Annotated in this window: 15 protein-coding genes; 7 read left to right on the top strand and 8 right to left on the bottom strand. The window is 67.3% G+C overall.

Translation table 11 applies throughout. From position 1 onward, the window contains the following. Nucleotides 1-8 precede the first annotated feature (8 nt). Nucleotides 9-1,982: a hypothetical protein gene (locus EDC64_RS03070; protein WP_132029716.1), complete on the bottom strand. Its 1,974-nt coding sequence runs from the start codon at nucleotides 1,980-1,982 to the stop codon at nucleotides 9-11. A gap of 242 nt (nucleotides 1,983-2,224) precedes the next feature. Here EDC64_RS03070 and EDC64_RS03065 point away from each other — a divergent pair, with 242 nt between their 5' ends. Further along, a complete protein-coding gene (locus tag EDC64_RS03065; RefSeq protein ID WP_132029714.1) occupies nucleotides 2,225-4,504 on the top strand; it encodes an NADP-dependent malic enzyme in 2,280 nt (759 codons plus the stop codon). A gap of 79 nt (nucleotides 4,505-4,583) precedes the next feature. On the opposite strand, the gene EDC64_RS23785 is transcribed toward EDC64_RS03065, so the two are convergent. The 5 genes from EDC64_RS23785 to EDC64_RS03040 form a co-directional block, all read right to left on the bottom strand. Beyond that, nucleotides 4,584-5,792 carry a cell wall hydrolase gene (locus EDC64_RS23785; RefSeq protein ID WP_245504501.1) on the bottom strand — a complete coding sequence of 403 codons (1,209 nt, stop codon included), beginning with the start codon at nucleotides 5,790-5,792 and terminating at the stop codon, nucleotides 4,584-4,586. A 63-nt stretch (nucleotides 5,793-5,855) separates the two neighbouring features. Then, nucleotides 5,856-6,725: an ArgK/MeaB family GTPase gene (locus EDC64_RS03055; RefSeq protein ID WP_338023380.1), complete on the bottom strand. Its 870-nt coding sequence runs from the start codon at nucleotides 6,723-6,725 to the stop codon at nucleotides 5,856-5,858. A gap of 652 nt (nucleotides 6,726-7,377) precedes the next feature. Then, nucleotides 7,378-8,577: a nucleotidyltransferase domain-containing protein gene (locus tag EDC64_RS03050; protein ID WP_132029710.1), complete on the bottom strand. Its 1,200-nt coding sequence runs from the start codon at nucleotides 8,575-8,577 to the stop codon at nucleotides 7,378-7,380. Beyond that, nucleotides 8,574-10,319, bottom strand: coding sequence for an ATP-binding cassette domain-containing protein (locus EDC64_RS03045; protein WP_165933617.1), 1,746 nt, complete (start codon nucleotides 10,317-10,319; stop codon nucleotides 8,574-8,576). The genes EDC64_RS03050 and EDC64_RS03045 overlap by 4 nt, the downstream gene beginning before the upstream one ends. A 61-nt stretch (nucleotides 10,320-10,380) precedes the next feature. Beyond that, entirely contained in the window at nucleotides 10,381-12,420 is a 2,040-nt protein-coding gene (locus EDC64_RS03040) for an NAD(+) synthase (RefSeq protein WP_132029706.1), read from the bottom strand. A gap of 211 nt (nucleotides 12,421-12,631) precedes the next feature. Here EDC64_RS03040 and EDC64_RS03035 point away from each other — a divergent pair, with 211 nt between their 5' ends. After that, on the top strand, nucleotides 12,632-14,071 hold the full coding sequence (locus EDC64_RS03035; protein WP_132029704.1) for a DHA2 family efflux MFS transporter permease subunit: 1,440 nt from the start codon (nucleotides 12,632-12,634) through the stop codon (nucleotides 14,069-14,071). 647 nt (nucleotides 14,072-14,718) lie between these two features. Here the strand turns inward: EDC64_RS03035 and EDC64_RS03030 are convergent. Continuing rightward, on the bottom strand, nucleotides 14,719-16,068 hold the full coding sequence (locus EDC64_RS03030) for a glutamine synthetase family protein (protein WP_245504500.1): 1,350 nt from the start codon (nucleotides 16,066-16,068) through the stop codon (nucleotides 14,719-14,721). 242 nt (nucleotides 16,069-16,310) lie between these two features. Between EDC64_RS03030 and EDC64_RS03025 the strand changes: the two genes are divergently transcribed. The 3 genes from EDC64_RS03025 to EDC64_RS03015 are packed head-to-tail and all read left to right on the top strand — an operon-like array spanning nucleotide 16,311 to nucleotide 19,403. Beyond that, complete coding sequence (locus EDC64_RS03025) at nucleotides 16,311-17,819, top strand: sensor histidine kinase (RefSeq protein ID WP_132029700.1); 1,509 nt, start codon at nucleotides 16,311-16,313, stop codon at nucleotides 17,817-17,819. Continuing rightward, complete coding sequence (locus EDC64_RS03020) at nucleotides 17,812-18,249, top strand: response regulator (RefSeq protein ID WP_132029698.1); 438 nt, start codon at nucleotides 17,812-17,814, stop codon at nucleotides 18,247-18,249. The genes EDC64_RS03025 and EDC64_RS03020 overlap by 8 nt, the downstream gene beginning before the upstream one ends. Continuing rightward, nucleotides 18,246-19,403 (top strand): sensor histidine kinase, encoded by a 1,158-nt coding sequence (locus tag EDC64_RS03015; protein WP_245504499.1) that lies wholly within the window; start codon nucleotides 18,246-18,248, stop codon nucleotides 19,401-19,403. The genes EDC64_RS03020 and EDC64_RS03015 overlap by 4 nt, the downstream gene beginning before the upstream one ends. 3 nt (nucleotides 19,404-19,406) lie before the next feature. On the opposite strand, the gene EDC64_RS03010 is transcribed toward EDC64_RS03015, so the two are convergent. Next, nucleotides 19,407-19,748 carry a rhodanese-like domain-containing protein gene (locus tag EDC64_RS03010; protein WP_132029696.1) on the bottom strand — a complete coding sequence of 114 codons (342 nt, stop codon included), beginning with the start codon at nucleotides 19,746-19,748 and terminating at the stop codon, nucleotides 19,407-19,409. Between the two features lie 370 nt (nucleotides 19,749-20,118). Between EDC64_RS03010 and EDC64_RS03005 the strand changes: the two genes are divergently transcribed. Beyond that, nucleotides 20,119-22,548 (top strand): sensor histidine kinase, encoded by a 2,430-nt coding sequence (locus tag EDC64_RS03005; RefSeq protein WP_132029694.1) that lies wholly within the window; start codon nucleotides 20,119-20,121, stop codon nucleotides 22,546-22,548. After that, nucleotides 22,545-24,095, top strand: a complete 1,551-nt coding sequence (gene tsaE / locus EDC64_RS03000) for a tRNA (adenosine(37)-N6)-threonylcarbamoyltransferase complex ATPase subunit type 1 TsaE (protein WP_132029692.1) — start codon at nucleotides 22,545-22,547, stop codon at nucleotides 24,093-24,095. Before EDC64_RS03005 ends, tsaE begins: the two co-directional genes overlap by 4 nt. Nucleotides 24,096-24,105: the final 10 nt, after the last annotated feature.

Here is a 24,105-nt window from a genome sequence, read left to right as displayed (position 1 = left end):
CGGCCCGATCAGGGGGTGTTGATCGCGGTCACCGAGAAGTCCTGGATCGCGAGGAGCGGATCGCCCGCGATCAGATCCATCAGCTTGACGCTCTCCCGCGGCGTCAGCGTCACGGTGAGCGTGCCGGGCTTGGCGAGGAAGGCGGCGATCGCCTCGCCGAGGGCGGGTGCGTCGGGCGAGAGCGGCGCGAGCTGCGCGGCTTGCTGGCGAATGGTCGAGACCAGTTCGGCGCGCAGATCCTCAGGGGCGATGCCGAGCCGGTCGGCCCGCGTCTTCAGCAGCAGGCCGACAATGCCGAGATCGGTCAGCGTGAGCTTTGCCGGGCCGACCTCGATCCGGGGGGCGGCGGACAGAGCCGAGATCGGATCCTCGAACGCGCTGCGCGCCACCTCGGCGAGCCGCGCCTCCAAGGAAATGGCGAAAGCGGTGTCGATCCGGGCGGAGGCCGGCGACAGGACGATCGCCTGGGCGGCGGGGTCGTAGCCGAGGGCGAGGTCGAGATCGAGCGCCACCGTCTTCAGGCCCGCATCGGCGAGCAGAGTGAGAGGCATCGGCTCGTCGGAAGGCACCGCGACCTCCAGCCCGGTCGCCGCCAGGGCGAAGCTTGTCGGCACCAGCCCGATATATTGGCCCCAGCCGAGGGAGAGGCTTTTCACCTTGAGCGGAGGCCCACCGTGGGCCTGGGGCACGATGAGGCCCGAGACCTCGATGCCCTCGATCGCCCGCAGCAAGGCCAGAGCGGCTTCGACGCCCAGGGCGTCGCCAGCCTCGCCGCGCGTCGCCGAGAGTTCAAGCAACGGCAGGAAGGTCAACCCGCGCAGCACCCCCTTGTCCATCGTCGTCCCGGGCTCGCCGTCCTCCTCGCTGCCCATGCCCTCGACCGTGAACGCGCCGAGCCGCCCGTCCTTGAAATCGCTGAGGGTGAGCGAACGCGCCGTCATCGTGGCGGTTTCGTCACGCGCCGCGACGTCGCGAAGAGTCATGGAGGCGAAGGCCCAGCCCTTCAGGCGGTCGCCGCTCGCCCCGATCCGGCGCAAGCCGTCCTCGCGGTTCAGCGCGGTGCTGCTCGCCCCGAACATATCCATCTCATCCAGCCGGTCGAGCGTCAGAACGCCCGGGTCGATGGCGAAGCCCTCGCCCTGCGCGCTGCCCACCTGCATGGTGGTACCGTCGCCATATTCGACCACATAGGCCGCGGCAGAGACCTTCTCGTAGAACGTCGCATAGCCGCCCATCGCTTCGCCCTCTGCCAGCGCACGCAGCGGTGCCGTATCGACGTTGCTGGCTGAAAAGCCGTCGAGGCGTCCTTTCATTGACGAAGCTGGGTCGCCCGGCGAGCCGGCCGTGACGAAGGTCACGCGGTCGAAGCCGGTATGTGCCATGCGGCCGTGTTCGAGCCGCTCGGTCGAGAGATTGGTGTAGACGATTTCGGTCGAGATCTGCGCGCCATCCGCGCCGGGCATCGAGAGGCGTGCGGTCACCGCCGGTGCTGAAATGCGCGACGCAGTCGTCGCGGCGAGCTGGCGCAGTGTCAGCCGCAGCGCGGTGTGGCCGTCATTCGCGCCGCCCGAGACCAAAGTCGGCGGGCCGGAATAGTCCGTGACCACCAGCGAGGGGACGAGATAAGTCGCCGTAGATCCGGCCTGTGCGTTCGGCAGGGACAGGCTCAGGGCGTTCGCCTCGATCCGGCGGGCGGCGATGTCGCCGCCTTCGGTCTGGGCAATTCCGGACACGATCAGGCTCGCAGCGGTGACGACGATGCCGTCGCGCGCCGCGATCCGGATGTCGGCGACGGTGAGGGTGCGGGCATAGAGGTCGAAGCCGACGGGGCCGTGGGTCGCCTCCCGCCCTGCCGCGCGCAGCTCCTGGAACACCCGGTCCACCTCGGCACGGGCGCGGGCCTGGCTGTATTGCACCAGCCCGAGAAATCCCCCGCCGACGAGGACCGCGACGGCGACGAGGCCAACCAAAAGCTTCTTCATGGGCGTTCTCCCGCCTTGCGCGCACCGTGCGCGAACCTCGCGACAACCGCAATGCACCGGTGCGGCAAATTGGCGAAACACGGATGCGGCGAAATGCCGAGATTTGCCCCGGCTCGGCGACAGCGGGTGACATCGCAACCCGAGGCCGCTACCGTGCCGCCCCGTTCCGGGATATAGCGCCCGGACCGGGTCAGACGGCCGGATGGCCCAAGAGAATGTTGGGGGAGGACATGGCGTCCAACATGTCGAACATCTCAGACGACCTCAAATCTGGGGCTCTCGTCTATCATCGCCTGCCGCGCCCCGGAAAGCTTGAGATCCAGGCCACCAAGCCGCTCGGCAATCAGCGCGACCTCGCCCTCGCTTATTCCCCCGGCGTGGCGGCCGCCTGCGAAGCCATCGTCGCCGATCCGCTTCTGGCCGCCGAACTGACAATCCGCGCGAATCTCGTCGCCGTTGTCTCGAACGGGACCGCCGTGCTCGGGCTCGGCAATATCGGCCCTCTCGCCTCCAAGCCGGTGATGGAGGGCAAAGCGGTTCTGTTCAAGAAGTTCGCCGGGATCGACGTCTTCGACATCGAGGTGGCCGCGACCGAGGTCGACCATCTGGTCGAGACCGTAGCGGCGCTGGAGCCGACCTTCGGCGGCATCAATCTCGAGGACATCAAGGCGCCGGAATGCTTCGAGGTCGAGAAGCAATTGCGCGCGCGCATGAAGATCCCGGTCTTCCACGACGACCAGCACGGCACGGCGATCATCGTGGGCGCCGCGGTTCGTAATGCGCTGGAGATCGGCAACCGCAAGATCGAGGACCTGAAGATCGTCGCTTCGGGCGCCGGCGCGGCCGCCATCGCCTGCCTCAACCTCCTGGTGACGCTGGGTGCCAGGCGCGAGAATATCTGGGTCTGCGACATCGAGGGCGTGGTCTATGAGGGCCGCGAAACCCTGATGGACGCCTACAAATCGGTCTATGCGCAGAAGACCGACGCGCGGAAGCTCGGCGACGTGATCGAGGGTGCGCACATCTTTCTCGGCCTGTCCGCCGGCGGCGTGCTGACGCAGGACATGGTGAAGCGCATGGCGGAGCGCCCGCTCATCCTCGCCCTCGCCAACCCGAACCCGGAGATCATGCCCGAAGAGGCCCGCGCCGTGCGGCCCGACGCCATGATCTGCACCGGCCGCTCGGACTTCCCGAACCAGGTCAACAACGTTCTCTGCTTCCCTTATATCTTCCGCGGTGCGCTGGACGTGGGCGCCACCGACATCAATGCCGAGATGAAGATGGCGGCGGTGGAAGCCATCGCCGCGCTCGCCCGCGAGACGCCGTCGGATGTGGTGGCCCGCGCCTATGGCGGCGAGACCCGCTCGTTCGGCCCGGACAGCATCATTCCCTCGCCGTTCGACCCACGACTCATTCTGCGGATCGCTCCGGCCGTCGCTAAGGCGGCGATGGAGACCGGCATCGCCACCCGGCCGATCGCCGATTTCGAAGCCTATATCGACAAGCTCGACCATTTCGTTTTCCGCTCCGGCTTCATCATGCGGCCGCTCTTCCAGCGTGCGAAGCAGAACAAGAAGCGCGTCATCTATGCCGAGGGCGAGGATGAGCGCGTGCTGCGTGCGGTCCAGGCGGTGGTCGAGGAAGGGATCGCGCACCCGATCGTCGTGGCGCGGCCGAGCGTCCTCGACAATCGCCTCAAGCGCTTCGGCCTTTCGATTCAGCCGGGCCGGGACTTCGAGGTCGTCAATCCCGAGGACGATCCGCGTTATCGCGACTTCGTGCGCTCTTATGTCGAGATTGCCGGCCGCCGGGGCGTGACGCCGGATGCGGCGCGCACTTTGGTGCGCACCTCCTCCACCATCATCTCCGCTCTCGCGGTCCGCAAGGGTGTCGCCGACGCGATGCTGTGCGGCATCGAGGGGCGCTTCATGCGCCATTACCGGCATGTGCGGGACATTATCGGCTTGGCGCCGGGGGTGAAGGAGCTTGCGGCGCTCTCGCTGCTGATCACGCCGAAGGGCAATTTCTTCCTCTGCGACACGCAGATCCAGACCGAACCCACCCCCGCCGATCTCGCGGAAATGACCATCCTCGCCGCGGCCCATGTTCGGCGCTTCGGGATCGAGCCGAAGGTGGCGCTGCTGTCACATTCGAATTTCGGCAGTAACGACACCAATTGCGCGAGAAGGGTGCGGGCGGCTCTGGATCTGATCCTCCAGCGCGACCCCTCGCTCGAAGTCGACGGCGAGATGCAGGCGGATGCGGCGCTGCTCGAAGACATTCGCGAGCGCACGTTCCCGCATTCTCGGCTCTCCGGCGTCGCCAATGTCCTGGTCATGCCCGACCTCGACGCTGCGGACATCGCCTATAACATGCTGAAGGTGCTCGGTGACGCGCTTCCGGTCGGCCCGATCCTGATGGGGACCGCCAAGCCGGCCCATATCCTCGGCCCCTCGGTCACGGCGCGCGGCATCGTGAACATGACGGCCGTGGCCGTGGTGGAGGCGCAGGGGGCGCTCTGATCCGGCGGGCGATCGCGAGACGGTGCGGCGAGCGCCGGGCCGTCTCGCGGCCAGACCTCGTGCGGCGTCGGCGAAGCCGTTACCCGTCCCAGCGCCGCGGTCGATAGAAGGTGTGCACGCCGATCCGGTCGAGCTTGCGCATCTCCCGCACCCAACTCGGCCGGACCCAATAAGCGTGGTAGTGGGTGGCGCGGCCGACGCTTTCCAGCCAGAGCTGGCCGTCCAGCATGCCGGCGGCGATCTCCTTGGCTTGGACCCACATGTCCGGCTCGCGGACCACGTCCTTCACATAGTCGCAGGCGAAGGTGAACTGGCAGGCGTTCCGGCGGTGGGCGTTCTGATAGACGGCGCGGCAGACATCGGCGGGGTAGAAGCCCGAGACCACGCGGTTCATCACCACTTGCGCAACCGCGATCTGGCCCCGCTTGGGCTCACCCCGGCTTTCGAAATAGATCGCTTCCGCCAGACATTTTTCCGCCCGCGCCCGGTCCGGACCTTCGAGACCCAGGCGCATTGCGAAATTGGTCCCCGTGATCTCGGTTTCGCCGGCCCGGCGGGAGGGCGCCGCCAGGGGAAGCGGGACCAGTGTCAAGGTCGCCGGCAGCGCCGCATATTCGAACGGTAAGGGTGGGAAGCGTTCAGTCTCGAAGCCGAACACGATCGCCGGATCGTGATAGAGCGGCGGCCCCTCGTCGGCGAACAGCTCGGTGGCATAGGGATCGAGACGCACCAAAAGGCGGATCTCCGCCTCGGTCGGCTCGTTCCTCAGGTGCCGCGCGACCGAAGGCTCCGCTTCGTCAGCCCCGGCGAAATCCGGGCCGTAGGCGGGCGGATCACCCTCGGCCATGTCCATGGCGCCGTCCAGCCCGGGCAAGGCCAAGACCAGATCCAACGCCAACTCGGCATATGCGAGATCGGTTGCGGGGGAGGGGCCGAAGATCAGCGGCGGGTCGCCTTCCGCCAGTTCTGCATCGGCGATCGGAGGCAGCGCCGGGCTGAGCACGAGCGGCGGCGGGAAGGCGTAGGCGGCCTCGTCGCCAGCGGCCGGCAAGGCGAAATCGGGATAGGGCCATTCCAACGTCGCCACGCGCAGAGCGCGGGCCGGCGCGCCCAGCAGCGGCGGCTGGGCGCGGTCGGCGGCGGCCCGCGAGAGAAAGACATCGGATGGGAGGAAGGCGTCGGCGGGCAGGATGGTGTCGGACGGAAGGCTCTGCGCCCCCGCTATGCCCGACAGAAGCCAGGCGGCGAACAAGTGGGCCGACCAGCGGCCAACGTGACGGACTGCCATGACAAACCCTCGACGCACCGACGCGCTCTGCGCCGGTTCGAAGAGAGTTTTCGGGAATTAAGCTTACGAGCGGGTTAAGCGCGCCGCGAAAGCCGCCTCGCGCGCGAACGGGCCGCCCCGCTCCGAAAGGCCGCGCACCGCTTTCAGTCCCTCCGTGCCGAACCGGACCCGGATCGCCTCCTCCACCCAGCGCTCTTCCTGCGCGGCGCGGCGTGCGCTGCGCCGCCCGGCCTGCGCAAGGTGGGCGCGGTGCTCGGTGATCGCCGCATCGAGCACGTCGAGGCCCTCGCCGCTGGCGGCGGAGACCCGCACCACCGGCACGCGCCAGGCCCCGCTCGTCCCATTGAGGGACAACGCGCCCGAGACGTCGGCCGCCGCGCGCCGCGCGATGTCGGCCATGTCGGCCTTGGTGATGACGATGATGTCCGGCAACTCCATCACGCCCGCCTTCATGAATTGCAGGCTGTCGCCGGAGCCGGGCTGGATGCACAGGACCACGGTGTCGGCGACGAGGTCGATATCGGCCTCCGACTGGCCGACGCCGACGGTCTCCACGATCACCCGATCATAGACCGCCCGCAGCAGAACCATCGCCGCCACCGCGTCGTCGGATAGCCCGCCGAGCCGATCCCGCGCGGCCATCGAGCGGACGAACACACCGCGATCCTCGGGGTCGGTCTGTATGCGGGCGCGGTCACCGAGCAGCGCGCCGCCGGTCCGGCGCGAAGAGGGGTCGACGGCGAGAACGGCGATGGTCTCGCCTGCCGCCCGGGCCCGCTGGACCAGCGTGTGGGTCAGTGTCGATTTCCCGACGCCGGGCGGTCCGGTGAGGCCGAGCACATGCGCCTTGGCCGATTGGGCAGCCGCGTCGAGAAGGGCGACGAGCTCCGGTGTGCCGCGGCGCGTCTCGCTCGCGGCGAGCGCCTGCGCCACGATGCGTTTTCCGCCGGCGCGCAGTGCGTCAAGATCGGGAATCGGAAGACGGGGGGACATACCGGAACTTTAGAGCACGTAGCGTTCGGATGGCGATGCCGCCTGATAGCAAAATGGTCTCTTTCGAAACTTGTGGACGGAGGATCTGATCCGCAGGGTTCCACCCGACCGGAGGCGGCTGCAGAAGGAGAACGGGCGTGATCGATCCGCCCCAGTGGGAAGCCGCACGTCCTGACCCGGCCGCAGAGGAGCGGTGCAGGGGCTCGAACGGAAAAAGGCGCCGGCTTGCGCCGACGCCTTTCCACTGATCGGAACGTGCGGGGGAACGAAACCGATCAATAGCTCTCTAGCCACCATGGATGGCGAACCGAACCCAAACCGGCGACTCAATGGCGAAGCAAAGTTTGCTGGACCACCGTCAGGCATCGCGGTCATGAATTGTCGAGTTCTGCATACCTTGTCGAAGATGAACGCAACATGAGCGCGATGCTTAGATTTGGTTCAGGGAGTGCCTAATTACCGGCGCGCGCCAGTCTGCGGATGGCCGGAGGCGGTGTATGGATCAGCGTCGGGACATGCAGCGAAGGCGAGGCGGGCATAGGTTCGCGCCCCACTTGCCGAGCGCTTCCTTTCGATTTGATCGGATCAGGGTCTATCGCCCCCGCCGGCTCGGCAGCACGCGACGGACCTGGCGCCAGCCATGGCGCAGGCACCAGCTCGGAATTCGGATGATATGGTAGAGAAAGCTGAAGCGCGGCGGCAGCGGCAAGGCGCGGCGGTCGCTCGGCGAGGCCCATTTGAGGGACATTTCCCGAAAGGCATAGGCGGCGCCCTCCTTCAAAAAGAAATGCGAGAGCATGCTGCGCGCCATGACCGGGAAGGCTCGTCCGGGCTCGGCTCCGTCATGAAGGAGGCAGCGGACGGCGGAATTGGCGAGCAGGCCAACCGCGCGGTCGGCGCGCAGCGCCGCGATCAGATCCCGCGGAAGCGGCGTGCCGAGGATGTCGTGGCTCAGAATCAGCCCGATATCGGCCGTGCGTCCTGCGCCCAAAGTACGTGCTTCAGCCCGCAGCGACGCCGCATCCACGCCCAAGCGGGACAGGAGGGCGTTGAGGTCGGCGAGCCATTTCAGGCGGCTCCAGCCATGGCGTGCGCCGTGCACACAGAGATAGGCGAACAGCGGGCCGTCGGCGAGGGTGCGCACCGCGCCTCCACCGATCGCGACCGTCTGGAACGGGGAGGCTGCGCCGAGCCCGGGCAGCAGGAGCGGATTCGCCGTCAGCCGCCAGTGCAGTTCGACCGTAATGCCGGACGCCGGATGGGTCAGCTCCAGCTCCATGTGCAACGCGGTCATGAGGTCGCGCTCCCGCGCGTTCCGCGGCGCTTGATCGGGCGCCCCCCGGTAGCCGTCCGCGCGCAACAGATCGAGCGCGGCGGCGACACAGTCCGGTGTCGTAAGCAGATCGATGTCCCAGGCCTGTTTCATGGCGATCTCGCCATAGGCCAGGACGGCCAGCGTCACGCCTTTCACGACCAAGACCGGAAGGCCTGCAGCATCGAATCTACGTTGCAGGCGCAGCGTCTCGGCCGCCATTGCGAGGGCACGGTGCGCCTGGACCTTGGCGGAGTGGACGAGGCGCGCTTCGGTGTCCGGTGGCACGGCGATGCCCGCTCGGCCGAGACCGTCGCGCGCCAGGACCGTCACGCGATGGCGCCGCACCAGATGCTCGAAGGCCGGCCAATCGATCGGTGGCTCCGCGGCGGCGCGTATCGCGGCCACCCGCTCCTGGGCGGCCGGCCAGCGGCAGCAGGCGGCGAGCAGCGCGAATTCGCGGCTGAACGGCGGAATCATGTCGGCCCGTCCCCCGCGCCGCCGCGCGGACGGTCCGAAACGAGGCGACCGTCGACGATTTCGATCAGCCGGTCGCACGCGGCGAGGCTCTCGGTGCGGTGCGCCACGATGACGATGGCGGGCCGCGGCGTCAGCGCCCGCAGCCGGCAGAGCACGGCCTGTTCACCGACCACATCGATGGCGCTGGTCGCCTCGTCGAGGATCAAAAGGTCGGGATCCCGCAAGAGGGCCCGAGCTAGAGCGAGCCGCTGGCGCTCACCGCCGGATATCAGCGCGCCCTTCTCGCCGACGACGCTGTCGAGCCCGTCCGGCAGCCGCGCGACGAGGGCGTCGGCGCCGGAAATGGCCAGCGCACGGGACATGGCCTGCGCGTCGGCATGGGGATTGGCCCATAGCAGATTGGCTTGCACGGTATCGTTGAACAGGACCGCATCCTGGGCGACATAGGCCACCCGATCGCGCCAGCGGGCCGCGTTCTGCTGCGTCAGCGCGATGCCGCCGACCGTGATCCGGCCCGATTGCGGGCTGACCAGGCCGGACAGCAGATCGGCCAAAGTGGTCTTGCCTGCGCCCGAGGCCCCGAACACGCCCACCATCTCGCCAGGAGCGAGGCGCAGTGCGATGCCGCTCAGGCCGGCTTGCCCCGCGCCATGACGGAACGTCACGCCCTCCAGCACCAGAGCGCCGTGCAGCGGCGGGCCGCCGACCGTATCCGGCGGGGTCCGGCTGGCCGCCGCCAGTTCGCGCTGCAACCGCCGCATCTCCTCCCAGGCCGGAAGGACATAAGCGATCTGCTGCAGGCCGAGCTGGATTTGCGATGCCGGGCCGCTGATCCGGCTCAGCACCAGCAAGAGCGCCAGGAGGATCGGGCCCGATACGCCGAGCCAGAGAAAGCCGACCAGCACCGTGGCGAGCGCGACCAGGGTGCCGAGCAGAGTCCAGAGGCCGCGCATGAGGGATTGCTGTCGCATGAAGGCGATCTGCTGCGCCGCGCCGGCCGCCTGTTCGCGCGTGAAGGCGGCGACGAAGCTGGCCTCCAGGTTCTGGCTCATCGCCAGCTTCATGCCTGAGAGAAAGCGGCTGACCTCTTCCATCATCTGGGCGTTCGCGCCGACCACTGCTCGGCCGGCATGATGCGAACGGCGCAGGAAGTGCGTCAGGCCGAGCGCCCCGGCAGCCATCAGGCCCAGCGCAAAAGCGGTCAGGGACGGGGACAGCGCACAGGCGATCATCGCCTGACCAATGAGGAGCACCGCCGCTGCCCCGCTTTGCAGGATGAAATGCGCGCCGGCGCCGCAGCGCTGCATATCCGCCCCCATGAGATGGGCGACCCGGCCATGGCCGAGCCGCGCCAGAGTCTCCCACCGCGCGCGCGCCAAAAGCCCCGCCGTTTCGGTCCGCTGCGCCGCGATGAAGCCGGTCTGGAGCGCGGCGAGATGGAGGTCACGCTGCCACAGGATCAAGGTGCGCACCACCATCAGGGCGCCGAACAGGGTCACCAGGATCGCCAGCCGCTGTGCGGGTGGCAGACCGGGCACGCGCGCATCGAACCAGGCCGTAAGAAGGCTCGCATCTGAACCGGTTCCGAACACGGTGGCGAGGAGCGGCACGAGGAGGGCGATGCCGATGCCTTCGAGCAACGTGCCCAACCCGACCAGAGCGGCCGCTAGCATGCCCCTGCGGCCGGAATAGCGCGCCAAGGCCACGGCGAAGCCGGTGCAGCCCTTCAAAAGATCGATCATGCCCGCCCTTACCGCCCGCCGCGGCGCGCCCGAACGTCGACTTCGAGCCGTCCCGGAAGCCTTACACCTCCGGTACGTTCGCGGCGAGTTCCTCCAGCCAGACCTTGGCATCGCCGTCCGAGGGCGCACGCCAGTCGCCGCGCGGGGAGAGCGAGCCGCCGGACGTGATCTTGGGTCCGTTGGGCAACGTCGAACGCTTGAACTGGCTGGCGAAAAAGCGCTTGAGGAAGACTTCGAGCCAGTGCCGGATCTCCCGGAGATCGAAGGCCCGCTTGTCGCCGTCCGGGAGGTCGACCGGCCAGGATCCGCGTGCGGCGTCCGACCAGGCGGCGTGCGAGAGGAAGGCGATCTTGGAGGGCCGGTAGCCGTAGCGCGTCAGGTAGAACAAATTGAAATCCTGCAGCGCGTAGGGGCCGACGATCTGCTGGGTGGACTGGATTTCGCGCCCATCGCCGGCCGGCACCAGTTCGGGGGAAATTTCAGTCGCGAGGATGGCGTGGAGCACCGCGACGGTTTCCGCGCTCACGTCCCCCGACGCGGCGGCGAAGCGGATCAGATGCTGGATCAGCGTCTTCGGGACGGAAGCGTTGACGTTGTAGTGGGACATGTGGTCGCCGACGCCGTAGGTGCACCAGCCGAGCCCCAATTCCGAAAGGTCGCCGGTGCCGACCACGAGGCCGTTATGGTGGTTGGCGAGGCGGAACAGATAATCGGTCCGCAGGCCGGCCTGCACATTCTCGAAGGTCACGTCGTAGACCGGCGCTCCTTCGGCGAAGGGATGGCCGAGATCGGCGAGCATCTGGCGCGCCGCCGGACGAATGTCGATCTCTTCCGCAGTGACGCCGAGCCCGCGCATCAAGGCCCAGGCATTCGCCTTGGTCGCGTCCGACGTGGCGAAGCCCGGCAGGGTATAGGCCAGCACCGCGCTCCGGTCGCGGCCGATGAAGTCCATCGCCCGCGCCGCGACGATCAGCGCCTGTGTCGAATCGAGTCCGCCCGAAACGCCGATCACCGCGCGCTGCGCGCCGGAGGCGACGAGGCGCTTGGCAAGCCCCTGGACCTGGATGTTGTAGGCCTCGTAGCAATCCTCGCGCAGGCGGGACGGATCCGCGGGGACGAAGGGATAGCGGGCGACATTGCGGGCGAGTGGCACGGTCCGTCCCGGAGCATCGAGCCGGAGCGTCACGGTGCGGAAGGCGGGTCCGCGCCCCGCCTCCTCGCGCCGGCAATCGCCGAAGCTGTTGATGCGCATGCGCTCCTGGCGAAGCCGGCCGAGATCGACGTCCGCACTGGCCATGACGGATCCGGTCGGGAAGCGCTGCGTCTCGGCGAGCAGATCGCCATATTCGAAGACGGCCGCATGGCCGTCCCAGGCGAGGTCCGTGGTGGATTCGCCGGGGCCGGCGGCGGAATAGGCATAGGCCGCGATCGCGCGCGCGGAATGGCTGGCGCACAATAGCCGGCGGGTGTCGGCCTTGCCGATGGTGATGTTGCTGGCGGAGAGGTTCAGCAGCAATTCAGCGCCGTTGAGCGCGGCGCGGGTCGAGGGCGGCAGCGGCGCCCAGACGTCCTCGCACACCTCGACATGGAAGGTCACCGGCGCCGAGCCCGCGGCGCGAAACAGGAGATCGGTGCCGAACGGCACGGTCCGCCCGGCCACCGCGATCATGCCCGTCGCGCCCGCGCCCGAGGTGAAATGGCGGTGCTCGTAGAATTCCCGGTAATTCGGCAGATAGGTTTTCGGCACGGCGCCGACGATCTCGCCGGCATGGATGACGACCCCGGCATTGTAGAGCTGTCCGTCGCGGCGCAGGGGGGCCCCCACGACGAGAACGGGGTGAAGCGTGCGGGACGCCTCGGCGATGCGTGCGATCGCGGCTTCGACGGCGTCCAGAAGTGCATCCTGGAACAGCAGATCGTCGATCGCATAGGAGGACAGGCCGAGTTCCGGGAACAGCATGACGGCCGTGCCTGATGCGTCCCCCGCTTCGGCGAGGCTGATCGTCTCCTGCGCCGCAAAGGCAGGATCAGCCACCCGCGCCTTTGGCACGCACGCGGCGACGCGGAGGAAGCCGTGGCTGTAGAGGGAATAAAAATCCATCGAAAGGCCGTCTCGTCGCGCCGGTCATCCACCGGCCCGCGTGCAAGGTCGGGGATTTTTCGGCTGGGAACAAGCGCGCGGTGCACCTGCCGGCGTCGGCGCCGGGGAAGTCCACGCGCCGCGTGATGTCGCAGAATGGGTCGAGGCCGCGGCATCCCATTTCTTTACCTCGTACCTATGCTAAGGAGCACATATCAAACCTGGACCCCCCATGGCCGTCCCCGTCCTGCCCCGGCACGTGCTGATCCCGCTCATCGTCGCCTGTGCGCTGTTCATGGAGCAGGTGGATTCCACCGTCATCTCCACGTCCTTGCCGGCCATCGCCGATTCGCTGAACGAGGATCCGGTCTCGCTCAAACTGGCGCTGACGTCCTATCTGCTCAGCCTGGCGGTGTTCATCCCCGCCTCCGGCTGGGCCGCCGACCGCTACGGCGCGCGCACCGTGTTTCGTTCGGCAATCGTCATCTTTACCCTCGGCTCGGTGCTGTGCGGCCTCTCGACCAGCCTCATGGACTTCGTGCTCTACCGCGCGATCCAGGGCATGGGCGGCGCAATGATGGTGCCGGTCGGGCGCCTCGTCATCCTGCGCTCCATTCCCAAGGCGGAACTGGTTTCGGCCCTTGCCTGGCTGACCGTCCCGGCGCTGATCGGCCCGGTCCTCGGCCCGGTGATCGGCGGGTTCATCACCACCTATTTCGACTGGCGGCTGATCTTCTTCATCAATGTGCCGATCGGCATATTGGGGGTGATCCTGGCGACGCGCTTTATCGAGAATGTGCGGGAGGAGGACGTGCCGCCGCTCGACCTGCACGGCCTCGTCCTGTCCGGTGTCGGCCTGTCCGGCCTTGTCTTCGGCCTGGCGGTCATGGGCGAGGAGATGGTGCCGTTCTGGGTCGCGGCAGCCATTACCGGGATCGGCGCGGTTACGTTCGGCTTCTACATCGCGCATGCGCGACGGACGCCGAACGCGGTTCTTGACCTCGGTCTGTTGCGCATCGCCACGTTCCGCGTCGGCATTATCGGCGCCTCGATCTTCCGCATCGGCATCGGCGCCATTCCGTTCCTGCTGCCGCTGATGCTCCAGGTGAGTTTCGGGCTGTCGCCCTTGGCCTCCGGGCTGCTTACCTTCGCTTCGTCCGCCGGCGCGATGGTGATGAAGGCGACGGCGGCGCCGATCATTCGCCGCTTCGGCTTCCGCCGGGTCCTCGTGTTCAACAGCCTTCTGTCTGCGGCCTTCATCGCGGCCAATGCGGCGTTCACGCCGGAAACGCCGCACCTCGTCATCACCACCGTGTTGCTGATCGGCGGCTTCTTTCGCTCCTTGGAATTCACCGCGCTCAATGCCATCGCCTATGCCGATGTCGATCAGCACGACATGAGCCGCGCCACCTCCTTCGTCAGCGTGGCACAGCAGATCTCGATCTCGCTCGGGGTGGCGGTGGCGGGCATGGTCCTGGAGACCATGCGAGGGCTCCGCGGGTCGGAGGACCTGCTCCTTTCGGACTTTACGCCAGCTTTTCTGATCGTCGCGGCAATCAGCGCCACATCGATCTTCAGCTTCCTTCAGTTGTCAAAGGATGCCGGCGCGGAAATGGCCGGGCGCAAGGCGAAGCCTTCGACACTCCCGGATCCGCGTGGCGAGGACAATTGAGACGCTTTCGCCTCACGGACGCGGCGCGGTGTAGTGGTCCACCCAGAGCAGCACGCCCGCAAAGCTGAGGAACAGCGCAACGACGGCGGTGAGGACGACGACAGTGGTGACAGGCATGGCAGATCTCCTTCTCTCGCATCCTTCCCGGCGCCGCGCGCCTGGACCTTGATCTGCCTCAAGCGCAACGCTCCCGCTCCGGGTATCCCGAAACGGGGCTGGAAAAGCGGTCCGCTCACGCCCATGTCGGAGAGCTGGGGGAAAACAAGAACGGGAGGCGCACATGAGCGCAGATCACACCCATCAGCCAGCCACACCGACGCGGGACGTGGACACTAAGCCGACCTCCAGAGATACGCCCTCCGCTCTACCGCATGCGCATGGACCCAGCGGCGGCATGACCGGCGCAACGACGCCCTCGGGCGCCAGCGGCGGCATCTCGGCGCGGGACTTGGCGCCGCGCGCCTCAGGTGCGGTCAAGATATCGGGCGGCGTGGGATAAACCCTCGTCCGATCAGGCCGTTTCGGCCTGATCGGCAAGCCGGCTTCCCCCGATGGCCTGCTCTCCACAGATGGAGTTGGGCCGCCGATCGAGCGACTAGACTCTGCTCGGCCATGTGCGCCGCTGCGGGCGGTGCCCGCAGCGGACGTCACAGATAGGTGTCGTATTCCAGCGGCAGGATGGCGCGCGAGAAGGCGGCCAGTTCTTCCTGCTTCATCACGGCGTAGACGCGACGATACTCGGCGCCGAAAGTCCGCTCGATGAAGGGCGAGGCGGCGAAGCGGGAGATCGCCTCGGCCATGACCGGCGACAGACGCGGCGCATCGTGGTCATAGGCATTGCCGCTCAAGGGGGGTGGCGGCTCGATCCCGGCTTCGATCCCCTCCAGCATCCCGGCGAGGATGGCGGCGAGGACGAGATGGGGATGGGCTTCGGCGCCGGCGATCCGGTGCTCGAGCCGCATCGCCTCCGCCGGCCCGTTGGGCACCCGGACCGCAACGGACCGATTGTCGTAGCCCCAGGTGATGCCGGTCGGGGCGTAGCTGCCCGGAACCAGCCGGCGATAGCCATTGAAGCTCGGGACGAACATCAGAAGGGAATCGGCCATGGTGGCGAGCAGGCCGCCGGCCGCGTGGCGCAGCAGGCGTTCGCCCTCTCCACCCTCTTGGCCGAAAATATTGGCGCCCGACCGATCCTTCATGCTGACGTGCACATGCATGCCGTTGCCGGCGAAATCGAGCAGCGGCTTGGCCATGAAGGTGGCGCGCAGACCGTGGCGGCGCGCCACGCCGTCGATGAGACGGCGCAGCAGGATGGCGTCGTCAGCGGCGGCGAGCGCATCGTCGCGGTGAAACAGATTGACCTCGAACTGTCCCGGCGCCGCCTCCGAAATCACTGTGTCCGCCGGCAGCCCCTGGCTCGCCGCCGCCGTGCGCATGTCGTGCAGAAGCGGCGCGAATGCGTCGAGGTCGGTCATGGAATACATATTCTGCCGCGGTTGGCCTTCTGTGGAGAAGACCGGCTGGGGCGGCGCACCCTCGGCACCCGGCTTCAGGAGATAGAATTCCAGCTCGAAGGCGGCGCAGGCAGTGAGGCCGCGGGCCGCCAAGCGATCGACGATCCGCGCCAATTGCTGACGCGGATCGAGAAGCCACGGCGCGCCGTCCGGCAGGTGCATCGTCATGAGGACCTGGGCGGCCGGGCGCGGCGACCAGGGCACGGGTTTCAGCGTTCCCGGGATCGGCCAGCAGAGGCCGTCCTTGTCGCCGGTCTCGATATGGATACCGGTCGCCTCGACCTCGCAGCCCCACACGTCGAGCCCGAAAATGGACAGCGGGATCGGCACCCCGCTCTTCCAGATCTTGCTCATGGAATGGCCGGGAATCCACTTTCCTCGCAGGATGCCGCAAGTGTCCGGCAAGAGGACTTCGACGATGTCTGGAATGCCGAATGCCTTCGCATAGGCGGCCGCCTCGTCAATCTGGGATGTCTCGTCCATGTCCTCAACGGTGCGGCCACGTTCAGATACCGGCATGATACTCTGTCACTCACATTTCAACCCGATTTATCCAAGCGCTTTGCCGGCGCGCGGACAAGCTGTGCCTTTGCCTTTATTTTATGCTCTTGCTTGCGGAGCGGCGCAATGTTGTTCACATAGGCCTGTTCACGCTATGTTTGGGTCGGATCTGGACCTGTCCGGGACCGGCCGACCTCTCCTTCTGACAAGAGCAACTTTCCAGCATGCCGTTTCGTGACAAGAAGCAGGCGCCGTTTCTCTCGCGCCTGAGTCAGCCGGTGCTGCTCGGTCTCGGCTTCGCCGTGCTGATCGCCATCAGTTCCGCCTCGATCTGGCTGGTGAATCAGGCGCGCGACGATGCGGGGGCGGTGGCCCATACGCTCGAAGTTCAGAACTCACTCGCGGAAATCCAGATTTATCTCCGACGTGCGGAAAGCTCGCAGCGCGGCTTCCTGCTGACTCGCAATCCCACCTACCTTCAGCTCTTCGAGGATTCGCGCCGGGATGTCGTGCCGGAACTCGACGAGATTGTTCGCCTCACCTCCGACAATGCCGATCAGGCGGCCATCCTCGCGGGGCTGATCCCGCTCGTCCGCGACAAAGTCGCGGAACTCGAGCGCACCGTCGAGCTCGGACGGCAGGGTCAATGGGATGCGGCCCTCGCCGTGGTGGAGACCGACCGCGGCGAGATGCTGATGCGCGACGTCACCAAGATCATCGAGGATATGAAGGCGGCCGAAGAGCTCCTCCTCGCGAGCCGCTCCCAATCCTCGCGCGAATCGGCGAACTGGCTGCTGCTTGTCAACATCGTCGGCGTGATGGCGATCATCAGCGTCGCGGCCGTCTCCGTTCACCTGTCCCAGCGCACGACCAAGGCGCTACGCGCCGCGCATGCCGAGCTTTCGATGGTGAACGCCGATCTCGAGAAGCGCGTCGCGGAACGCACGGCCGATCTGCAGGAGGCCAATCAGGAAATTCAGACCTTCGCTTATATCGTCAGCCACGATCTGCGTTCGCCCTTGGTCAACATCATGGGCTTCACCAGCGAACTTGAAGCCTTACGGTCCGATCTGTTCGCGCGGATCTCGGGGCTGCGAAACCGGGCGGGCGACACCGACGAGGCGCAGGACGAGGCACTGGCGAAGGATTTCGAGGAGGCCTTCGGCTTCATCAAAGTGTCGATCATCAAGATGGACCGGCTGATCAAGGCGATTCTCGATCTCTCGCGCCAGGGGCGCGCCGAGTTCCGCCCCGCCCCGGTCGACGTCACCGCCTTGGTCGAAGGCATTTCGGCGACCATGGCGCACCAATTGATGGAGCGCCAGGCGACGATCGAGGTCGCGAAAATGCCGGAAATCGTGTCGGACCGTCTGGCGCTGGAGCAGATTTTCACGAATCTGGTGGACAATGCGGTAAAATATTTGCGAACCGACGTGCCCGGCCGGATCGAGGTCAAGGCGATCGAAACTTCAGCCTATGTCACGTTTTTGGTATCCGACAACGGACGCGGTATAGATCCGAAGGATCGCGGCCGGGTCTTCGAGCTGTTCCGCCGTTCAGGTCCCCAGGACCGGCCCGGCGAAGGCATTGGGCTCGCCCATGTGCGCACGCTGGTGCGCCGCATGGGCGGCTCGGTCATGCTCGAATCCGAACTCGGCCGAGGAACGACATTCAAGATCACGCTGCCGCGGACCCTCGCCGCGCAGCATCAGAGGGACGAGCGCCATGGTTGATCACGTTACCATCGTCATGATCGAGGACGACGAAGGTCACGCGCGGCTGATTGAAAAGAACATCCGCCGTGCGGGCGTGATGAACGAAATCATGCCGTTTTCCGACGGAACCAGTGCGCTCACCCATCTGTTCGGTGCCGACGGGTCGGGCAAGGTGAGCGCCGGGCGTGCTTTGTTGGTGTTGCTGGATCTCAATCTGCCGGACATGACCGGGGTCGAGATTCTGAAGCGCATCAAGGAAAACGAGCATCTGAAGCGCTCTCCGGTCGTGGTCCTGACCACCACGGACGACAAGACCGAGATCCAGCGCTGCTACGATCTCGGCGCCAATGTCTATGTTACCAAGCCGGTAAATTACGAGAATTTCGCGAACGCGATCCGCCAGCTTGGCCTGTTCTTCTCGGTGATCCAGGTGCCTGAGGCGAAATGATGCCGATCAAGGTGCCGGATCCGGGCGCCGATCAGGAAGCGGAGGAACAGGGGGCGGTCGATCCTTCCGGATTGCCGCCCCGCGACGTTCTGCGCGTGCTTTATATCGATGACGATCCGGGGCTCGGACGCCTCGTGCGGCGCAAACTGTCACGGCTCGGCTTCGAGGTTGACCTCGCGACCTCCGGGGTGGAAGGCCTCGCCCGACTGAGCGGCGGCGGCATCGACGCCGTCGCGCTCGATCATTTCATGCCGGGCCAGGACGGTCTCGAAACGCTCGCGGCGATCCGCGCCATGCCGGATCCGCCGCCCGTGGTCTATGTCACGGGCACCCAGGAGAGCCGGATCGCTGTGGCCGCGCTGAAGGCCGGCGCTGCGGATTACGTGATCAAGGAGATCGAGAACGATTTCATCGAGCTGCTGGGCTCCGCTATCGAAGGCGCCGTCCAGACCGTGCGCATGCGCAGGGCTCACGAGGCGGCCGAGGAGGAAATCCGCGTTGCCCGCGACCGGTTTGAGGCGCTCGCGGCGGAACGTGCTCTGCTGCTGCGCGAGATGAACCATCGCGTCGGAAATTCGCTTCAGATCATCGTGTCGATGCTTCATGTGCAGGCTGGCGCGACCGGCAATCCGGAGGTCCAGGAGGCGCTGAACGCCGCGCGCGGCCGGGTGGCCGCGGTCGCGCAGGTGCACCGGCGGCTCTATACGTCGGATCAGGTGGCGACCGTCGCCGTCGACCAATATCTCGCCGCCTTGGTGGATGATCTCCAGGTCTCCGCCCGACATGGCGATGCGGGCATCGCCCTTTCGGTTGCCTCCGATCCGGTGGCCATCGACCCCGACCGGGCGGTGGCCATCGGCGTGATCGTCACGGAACTCGTGATCAACGCGTCCAAATACGCGTATCCGGGCGGCGCCGGGCCAGTTCGCATCACGTTGAGGGAATCTGAGGGGACGATCCGTCTGGTGGTCGAGGACGACGGCGTCGGACTGCCGCCTGAGAGTGCAGTGTCCACCAGCGGCCTCGGCAATCGCATCGTTCGCGCCATGGCCGCCAAGCTCAGCGCACAGCTGAGCTTCATCGCGCGCCAGCCGCAGGCGGGCGAAACCGGCACCTGCGTCTGCCTGGTGTTTCCGCTCGACGCGCGGTCCTGACCGTCAGTCCGTCTCGGTCGCGAATCCCGCCTGCTTCCAGCCCAGAATGCCGCCCTGCAGGTGCGCCTCGTAATCGAGGCCTGCGGCCTGCGCCAGGGCGGCGGCGCGCTGCGAGCGCTGCCCTGACCGGCAGGAGAAGACCAGCCGCCGCGCACCCGGATCCGGCAGCGCCGCGGCGTCGAAGGTGGTCAAAGGAAAGATGGCCGCGCCGGGAATGCGCTCGGCTGCGGTCTCGTTGGGCTCGCGCACGTCGACCAGCAGGATCGTCCCCTCGGCCATCCCAGCCTGGACCTCTTCGGGAGTGAGGTGGGTGATTCGGCCGCCGAAAGGATTGGGTTCGCTCATTTTCTCGTTCCTCTGCCAGATCGCGCCGCGGCTGCGCCCGCATTCTCCTCTGCCCGTTGCGTGAAGCAAGGGCGGCCCGGGCTCACCTTCGCGATCTGGTGTCCGGGTCCTGTATTTTATGGGGAGCGATAGGAGGCTGCGCCATGGGGCAATTCTCCCTCTTCTACGACGACCACGTCGCCGCTGATCACCTTCGACCGGCGACATCGCCTCCTTCAATGTGCGGGCGGCGGCTGGCGTCGAAGCGGGATCACCCCAGATCGCGGGTCCAGGCCGCGGGCGATGCTTCTCTCGCTTTCGCCCGTCCGATAGAGTGGCGCTGATTCGCGGGTCGCCGCCGGTGACCCAGGGGCCGACCCCTCGGGATGGGATGGGGCTGCACAGCATGATGGGGCGCAAGGCGGACCGAGATCGGCGCGCCGTCCGGCGCCTCGGCGCCACGACGGCACTTCTCGTCAGCACCCCTGCTTCTGCCGCGTCGTTCGAGAGCCTCGGCACACAGGACGGACTGCTTGTGGCCGTGGCTCTTGGTGCCTGCGCCGCCGCCGCCGCGACGGGGATTGCCTATATCGTGCGCAACCGTGCTTTGCGGGAGGCCGAGCGGCGCACGGCGCGCCTGCTCGCCGCCGCGCGGGCCGACCTTCACGCGGTGAAGGCGCTGGTGGCCGGCGACGCGGACGGTGGCATCATCTGGACCGCGGAGGAGACCCCGCATCTTTTCGGCAGCGCGATCGCGCGCGGAGTGCGGGTCGAAGGGCAAGAGATCGACGTGTCGCCCTGGCTCGGCACCGCCGCGGCTGCGGCGCTGGCAACGCCGCTGGCACGGCTGCGGTCGACCGGAGAAGGCTTTGTCCTGACTGTGCCGGCCGCCAGCGGGCGGCTCAGGCTCGAAGGGCGGGCCGCGGCGGGCAGCCGCGTGCTCGCCGCGCGGGCCTTGCCGGCCGAACCCTCCAATGCTTCGGTTGCGGCAGTCGGGGGTGCCGCTTTGTTTGCGGCCGCCCCATGGCCGGCCTGGGTGCGTGATGCGGCTGGCGATCTCGCAGCGGTCAATCCCGCCTTCGCCGCCGCCGTCGCGGCCAAATCTCCGGACGAAGCGGTGACGCGCGGCCTCGAATTGCTCGACCAGACGACGCGCGACGCCGGCGTGCTCGCGCGGCGCGGCGGAGGCGCATTTCGCGGGCGCACACGCGTGGTGTCGGGCGGACAGCGCCGGGTCCTCGACGTGTTCGAGATCCGGATGTCGACGGGCGCTGCCGGCCTCGCCGTAGACGTCACCGCCGAGGACGGCCTGCGCCGCGAAATCGAGCGCACCGTCGCGGCCCACCGTCGCACGCTCGACCAGCTCGCGACAGCCGTGGTGATGTTCGGCCCCGACGAGCGGCTGATGTTCCACAATGCCGCCTATGAGGCGCTGTTCGCACTCGATGCCGCTTTCCTCGATGCGCGGCCGACGGAAAGCGAGATCCTGGAGCATCTGCGCACCCAGCGCCGGGTTCCGGAACAGGCCGACTTCCGTGCCTGGCGCGAGCATTTGCGCGAGGCTTATCGCGCCGTCGAGCCGGTCCACGACTGGTGGCACCTTCCGGGCGGGCAGATGCTGCGCATGGTGGCGACGCCCAATGCCGAAGGCGGCGTGACCTATTTGTTCGAGGACGTCTCCGAGCGCATGGCGCTCGAAAGCCGCTACAACACTTTGATCCGGATCCAGGGCGAAACCTTGGACGGGCTTGCCGAGGCGGTTGCGGTGTTCGGTTCCGACGGACGGCTGCGGCTCTACAATCAGGCTTTTCTCGCCCTCTGGTCGCTCGGGTCGCAGGCGCTCGGCGAAAAGCCGCACATCGATGCGGTCGCCGCGATGTGCCGGCCCTTGCATGGCGAGACCCGCGCCTGGGCACGTATCCGCTCGGTCGTGACCGCGCTCGACCACCGCCGCGGCGAGACGCTGCGCCTCGAACGCGCGGATGGCCGGGTGTTGGACGGCGCGGCGCAGCCGCTGCCGGACGGCGGAACCATGGTGACATTCCGCGACATTACCGACAGCGTGAAGGTCGAGCGGGCGCTGGTCGAACGCAACGAGGCGCTGGAGGCGGCGGACGCGCTCAAGAACGCTTTCGTCGGCCACGTCTCCTATCATCTGCGTACCCCGCTCAACACATTGATCGGCTATGCCCACATGCTTGCCGAGCCGGGGATAGGCCCGCTCACTGCGCGCCAGCAGGAGTTCCTTTCCCATGTCCGCCAATCCTCAGACACGCTGCGCGCGCTCATCGACGACATCCTCGATCTCGCCACCATCGATGCCGGGGCAATGGGGCTCGATCTGCGCGAACTCGATGTCGGCGAGACGCTGGCGGCGGTGGCGGACGCGGTGCGCGATCTGCTGGCCGAGGCCGGGGTACGCCTGGTGATCGCCGCTCCCGGCGATGTCGGGCGCTTCGTCGCAGACGGGCGACGGGTGCGCCAGATCCTGTTCAATCTGATCTCCAATGCCGTCGCGGTCTCGCCCAAGGGCGGTGCCGTCACGATCAGCGCCCAGCGGCGCCCCGACGCTTTGGTGCTGACCGTGCAAGACGAGGGACCGGGAATCGCCAGCGATGTCGCCGAGACCCTGTTCCAGCGTTTCGAGGCGCGCCCCAGTCCGCGCGGCCGCGCCGGCGTCGGGCTCGGTCTGTCGATCGTGCGATCCTTCATGGAACTGCACGGCGGCTCGGTGTCCCTGGCGAGTGCGGAGGGCGGCGGGACCCTCGCCGTCTGCGTGTTCCCGCTCGATGTTCCCTCCCGCCGTGAGGCCGCCGCATGAGGATCAGCCTGACCCGGGCCGCCGACGAAGCGGGCCTGAGCGTGGACCTGCCGAGCCTCGCCGCGACTCACCAACTCGCGGCGACTTTGACCTTGTGGCTCGCGCCGGGCGACCTCGTCGCATTGTCCGGCGATCTCGGCTCGGGCAAGACCGCCTTCGCCCGCGCCTTGATCCGCGCCTTGGCGGATGATCCACATATCGAGGTGCCGAGCCCCACCTTCTCGCTGATGGTGGGCTACGATCTGCCGCGCGGCCGGGTGGTGCATGCCGACTTTTATCGGGTCGCCGATCCCGAGGAACTGGTCGAGATCGGCTGGGAAGATCAGTCGCACGACGCGATCGCGATCGTCGAATGGCCGGAACGTGCCGGGGGTGCGCTGCGTGCGGAACGGCTCGACATTGCCATGGAATTGGCGCCGGATCTCGGCCCCGACGGGCGCCGCGCGCGCCTGACGGGCGGGGGCGCCTTCGCCGCGCGGCTCGACCGGTTGCATGTCTCGGAAGTCCTGGTGGAGGCGAGCGGCTTCGGTGCGGCCGAGCGGCATCACATGCAGGGGGACGCATCCACCCGCTCCTATGCGCGTCTGGTTCTGCCCGACCGCAGCGCGATCCTGATGAATGCGCCGCGACGGCCCGACGGCCCGCCGGTGCGCCGCGGCCTGCCTTATAGCCGCCTCGCTCATCTCGCGGAGGACGTCAGGGCCTTCGTCGCCGTGGCGCGGGGCCTGCGGGCGGAGGGTTTCTCCGCGCCCGAAATCTACGCCGCCGATCTCGACCGCGGCCTGTTGCTGATCGAGGATCTGGGGGATGCCGGCGTCATCCAGGGGTCACCGCCGGAGCCTATCAAGGCACGTTACGAGGCGGCGATCGATGTGCTTGCGGCACTGCATGGCCGCCGACTGCCGAACGTCCTGCCCATCGCGCCCCAGTCGGAACATGTCCTTCCCCCCTACGGAACCGAAGCGCTCCTCATCGAGGTGGAGCTGATGCTGGACTGGTATCTTCCGTTCCGGCACATCGCGATCGATCAAGTGGTCCGCGAGGAGTTCGTGCTGCTGTGGCGCAACGCGCTCGCGCCGACGCTGGACGAGCCGCAGACCTGGGTGCTGCGGGACTACCATTCGCCCAATCTGCTGTGGCTCGCCGAACGCGAGGGACTGGCGCGGGTCGGGCTGATCGATTTTCAAGATGCGGTCATGGGTCCTGCGGCCTACGACGTCGTCTCTCTCGCGCAAGACGCCCGCCTCGATATTCCCGAGAGCCTGGAATTACACCTGCTCGGCCACTATGTGCGCCAACGCCGCGGTGCCGATCCTGGGTTCGACGCCCGCAGCTTCGCCCATCTCTATGCTCTGCTCGGCGCGCAGCGCGCGACCAAGATCCTCGGTATCTTCGCGCGTCTCAATCTGCGTGACGGCAAGCCCAATTATCTGCGCCACCTGCCGCGGATCCGGCGTTATCTCACGCGCTGCCTTGGCCATCAGGAGCTTGGCTCGCTGCGCACCTGGTACGAAGCCGTACTGCCCGCAAAGGACTTTCAGACGTGACGATCCGCAA

Source organism: Aquabacter spiritensis (assembly GCF_004346185.1).
Taxonomy (GTDB): domain Bacteria; phylum Pseudomonadota; class Alphaproteobacteria; order Rhizobiales; family Xanthobacteraceae; genus Aquabacter; species Aquabacter spiritensis.
The sequence above is the reverse complement of the archived record's forward strand: the minus strand, read 5'-3'. Positions and strand labels throughout refer to the sequence as shown.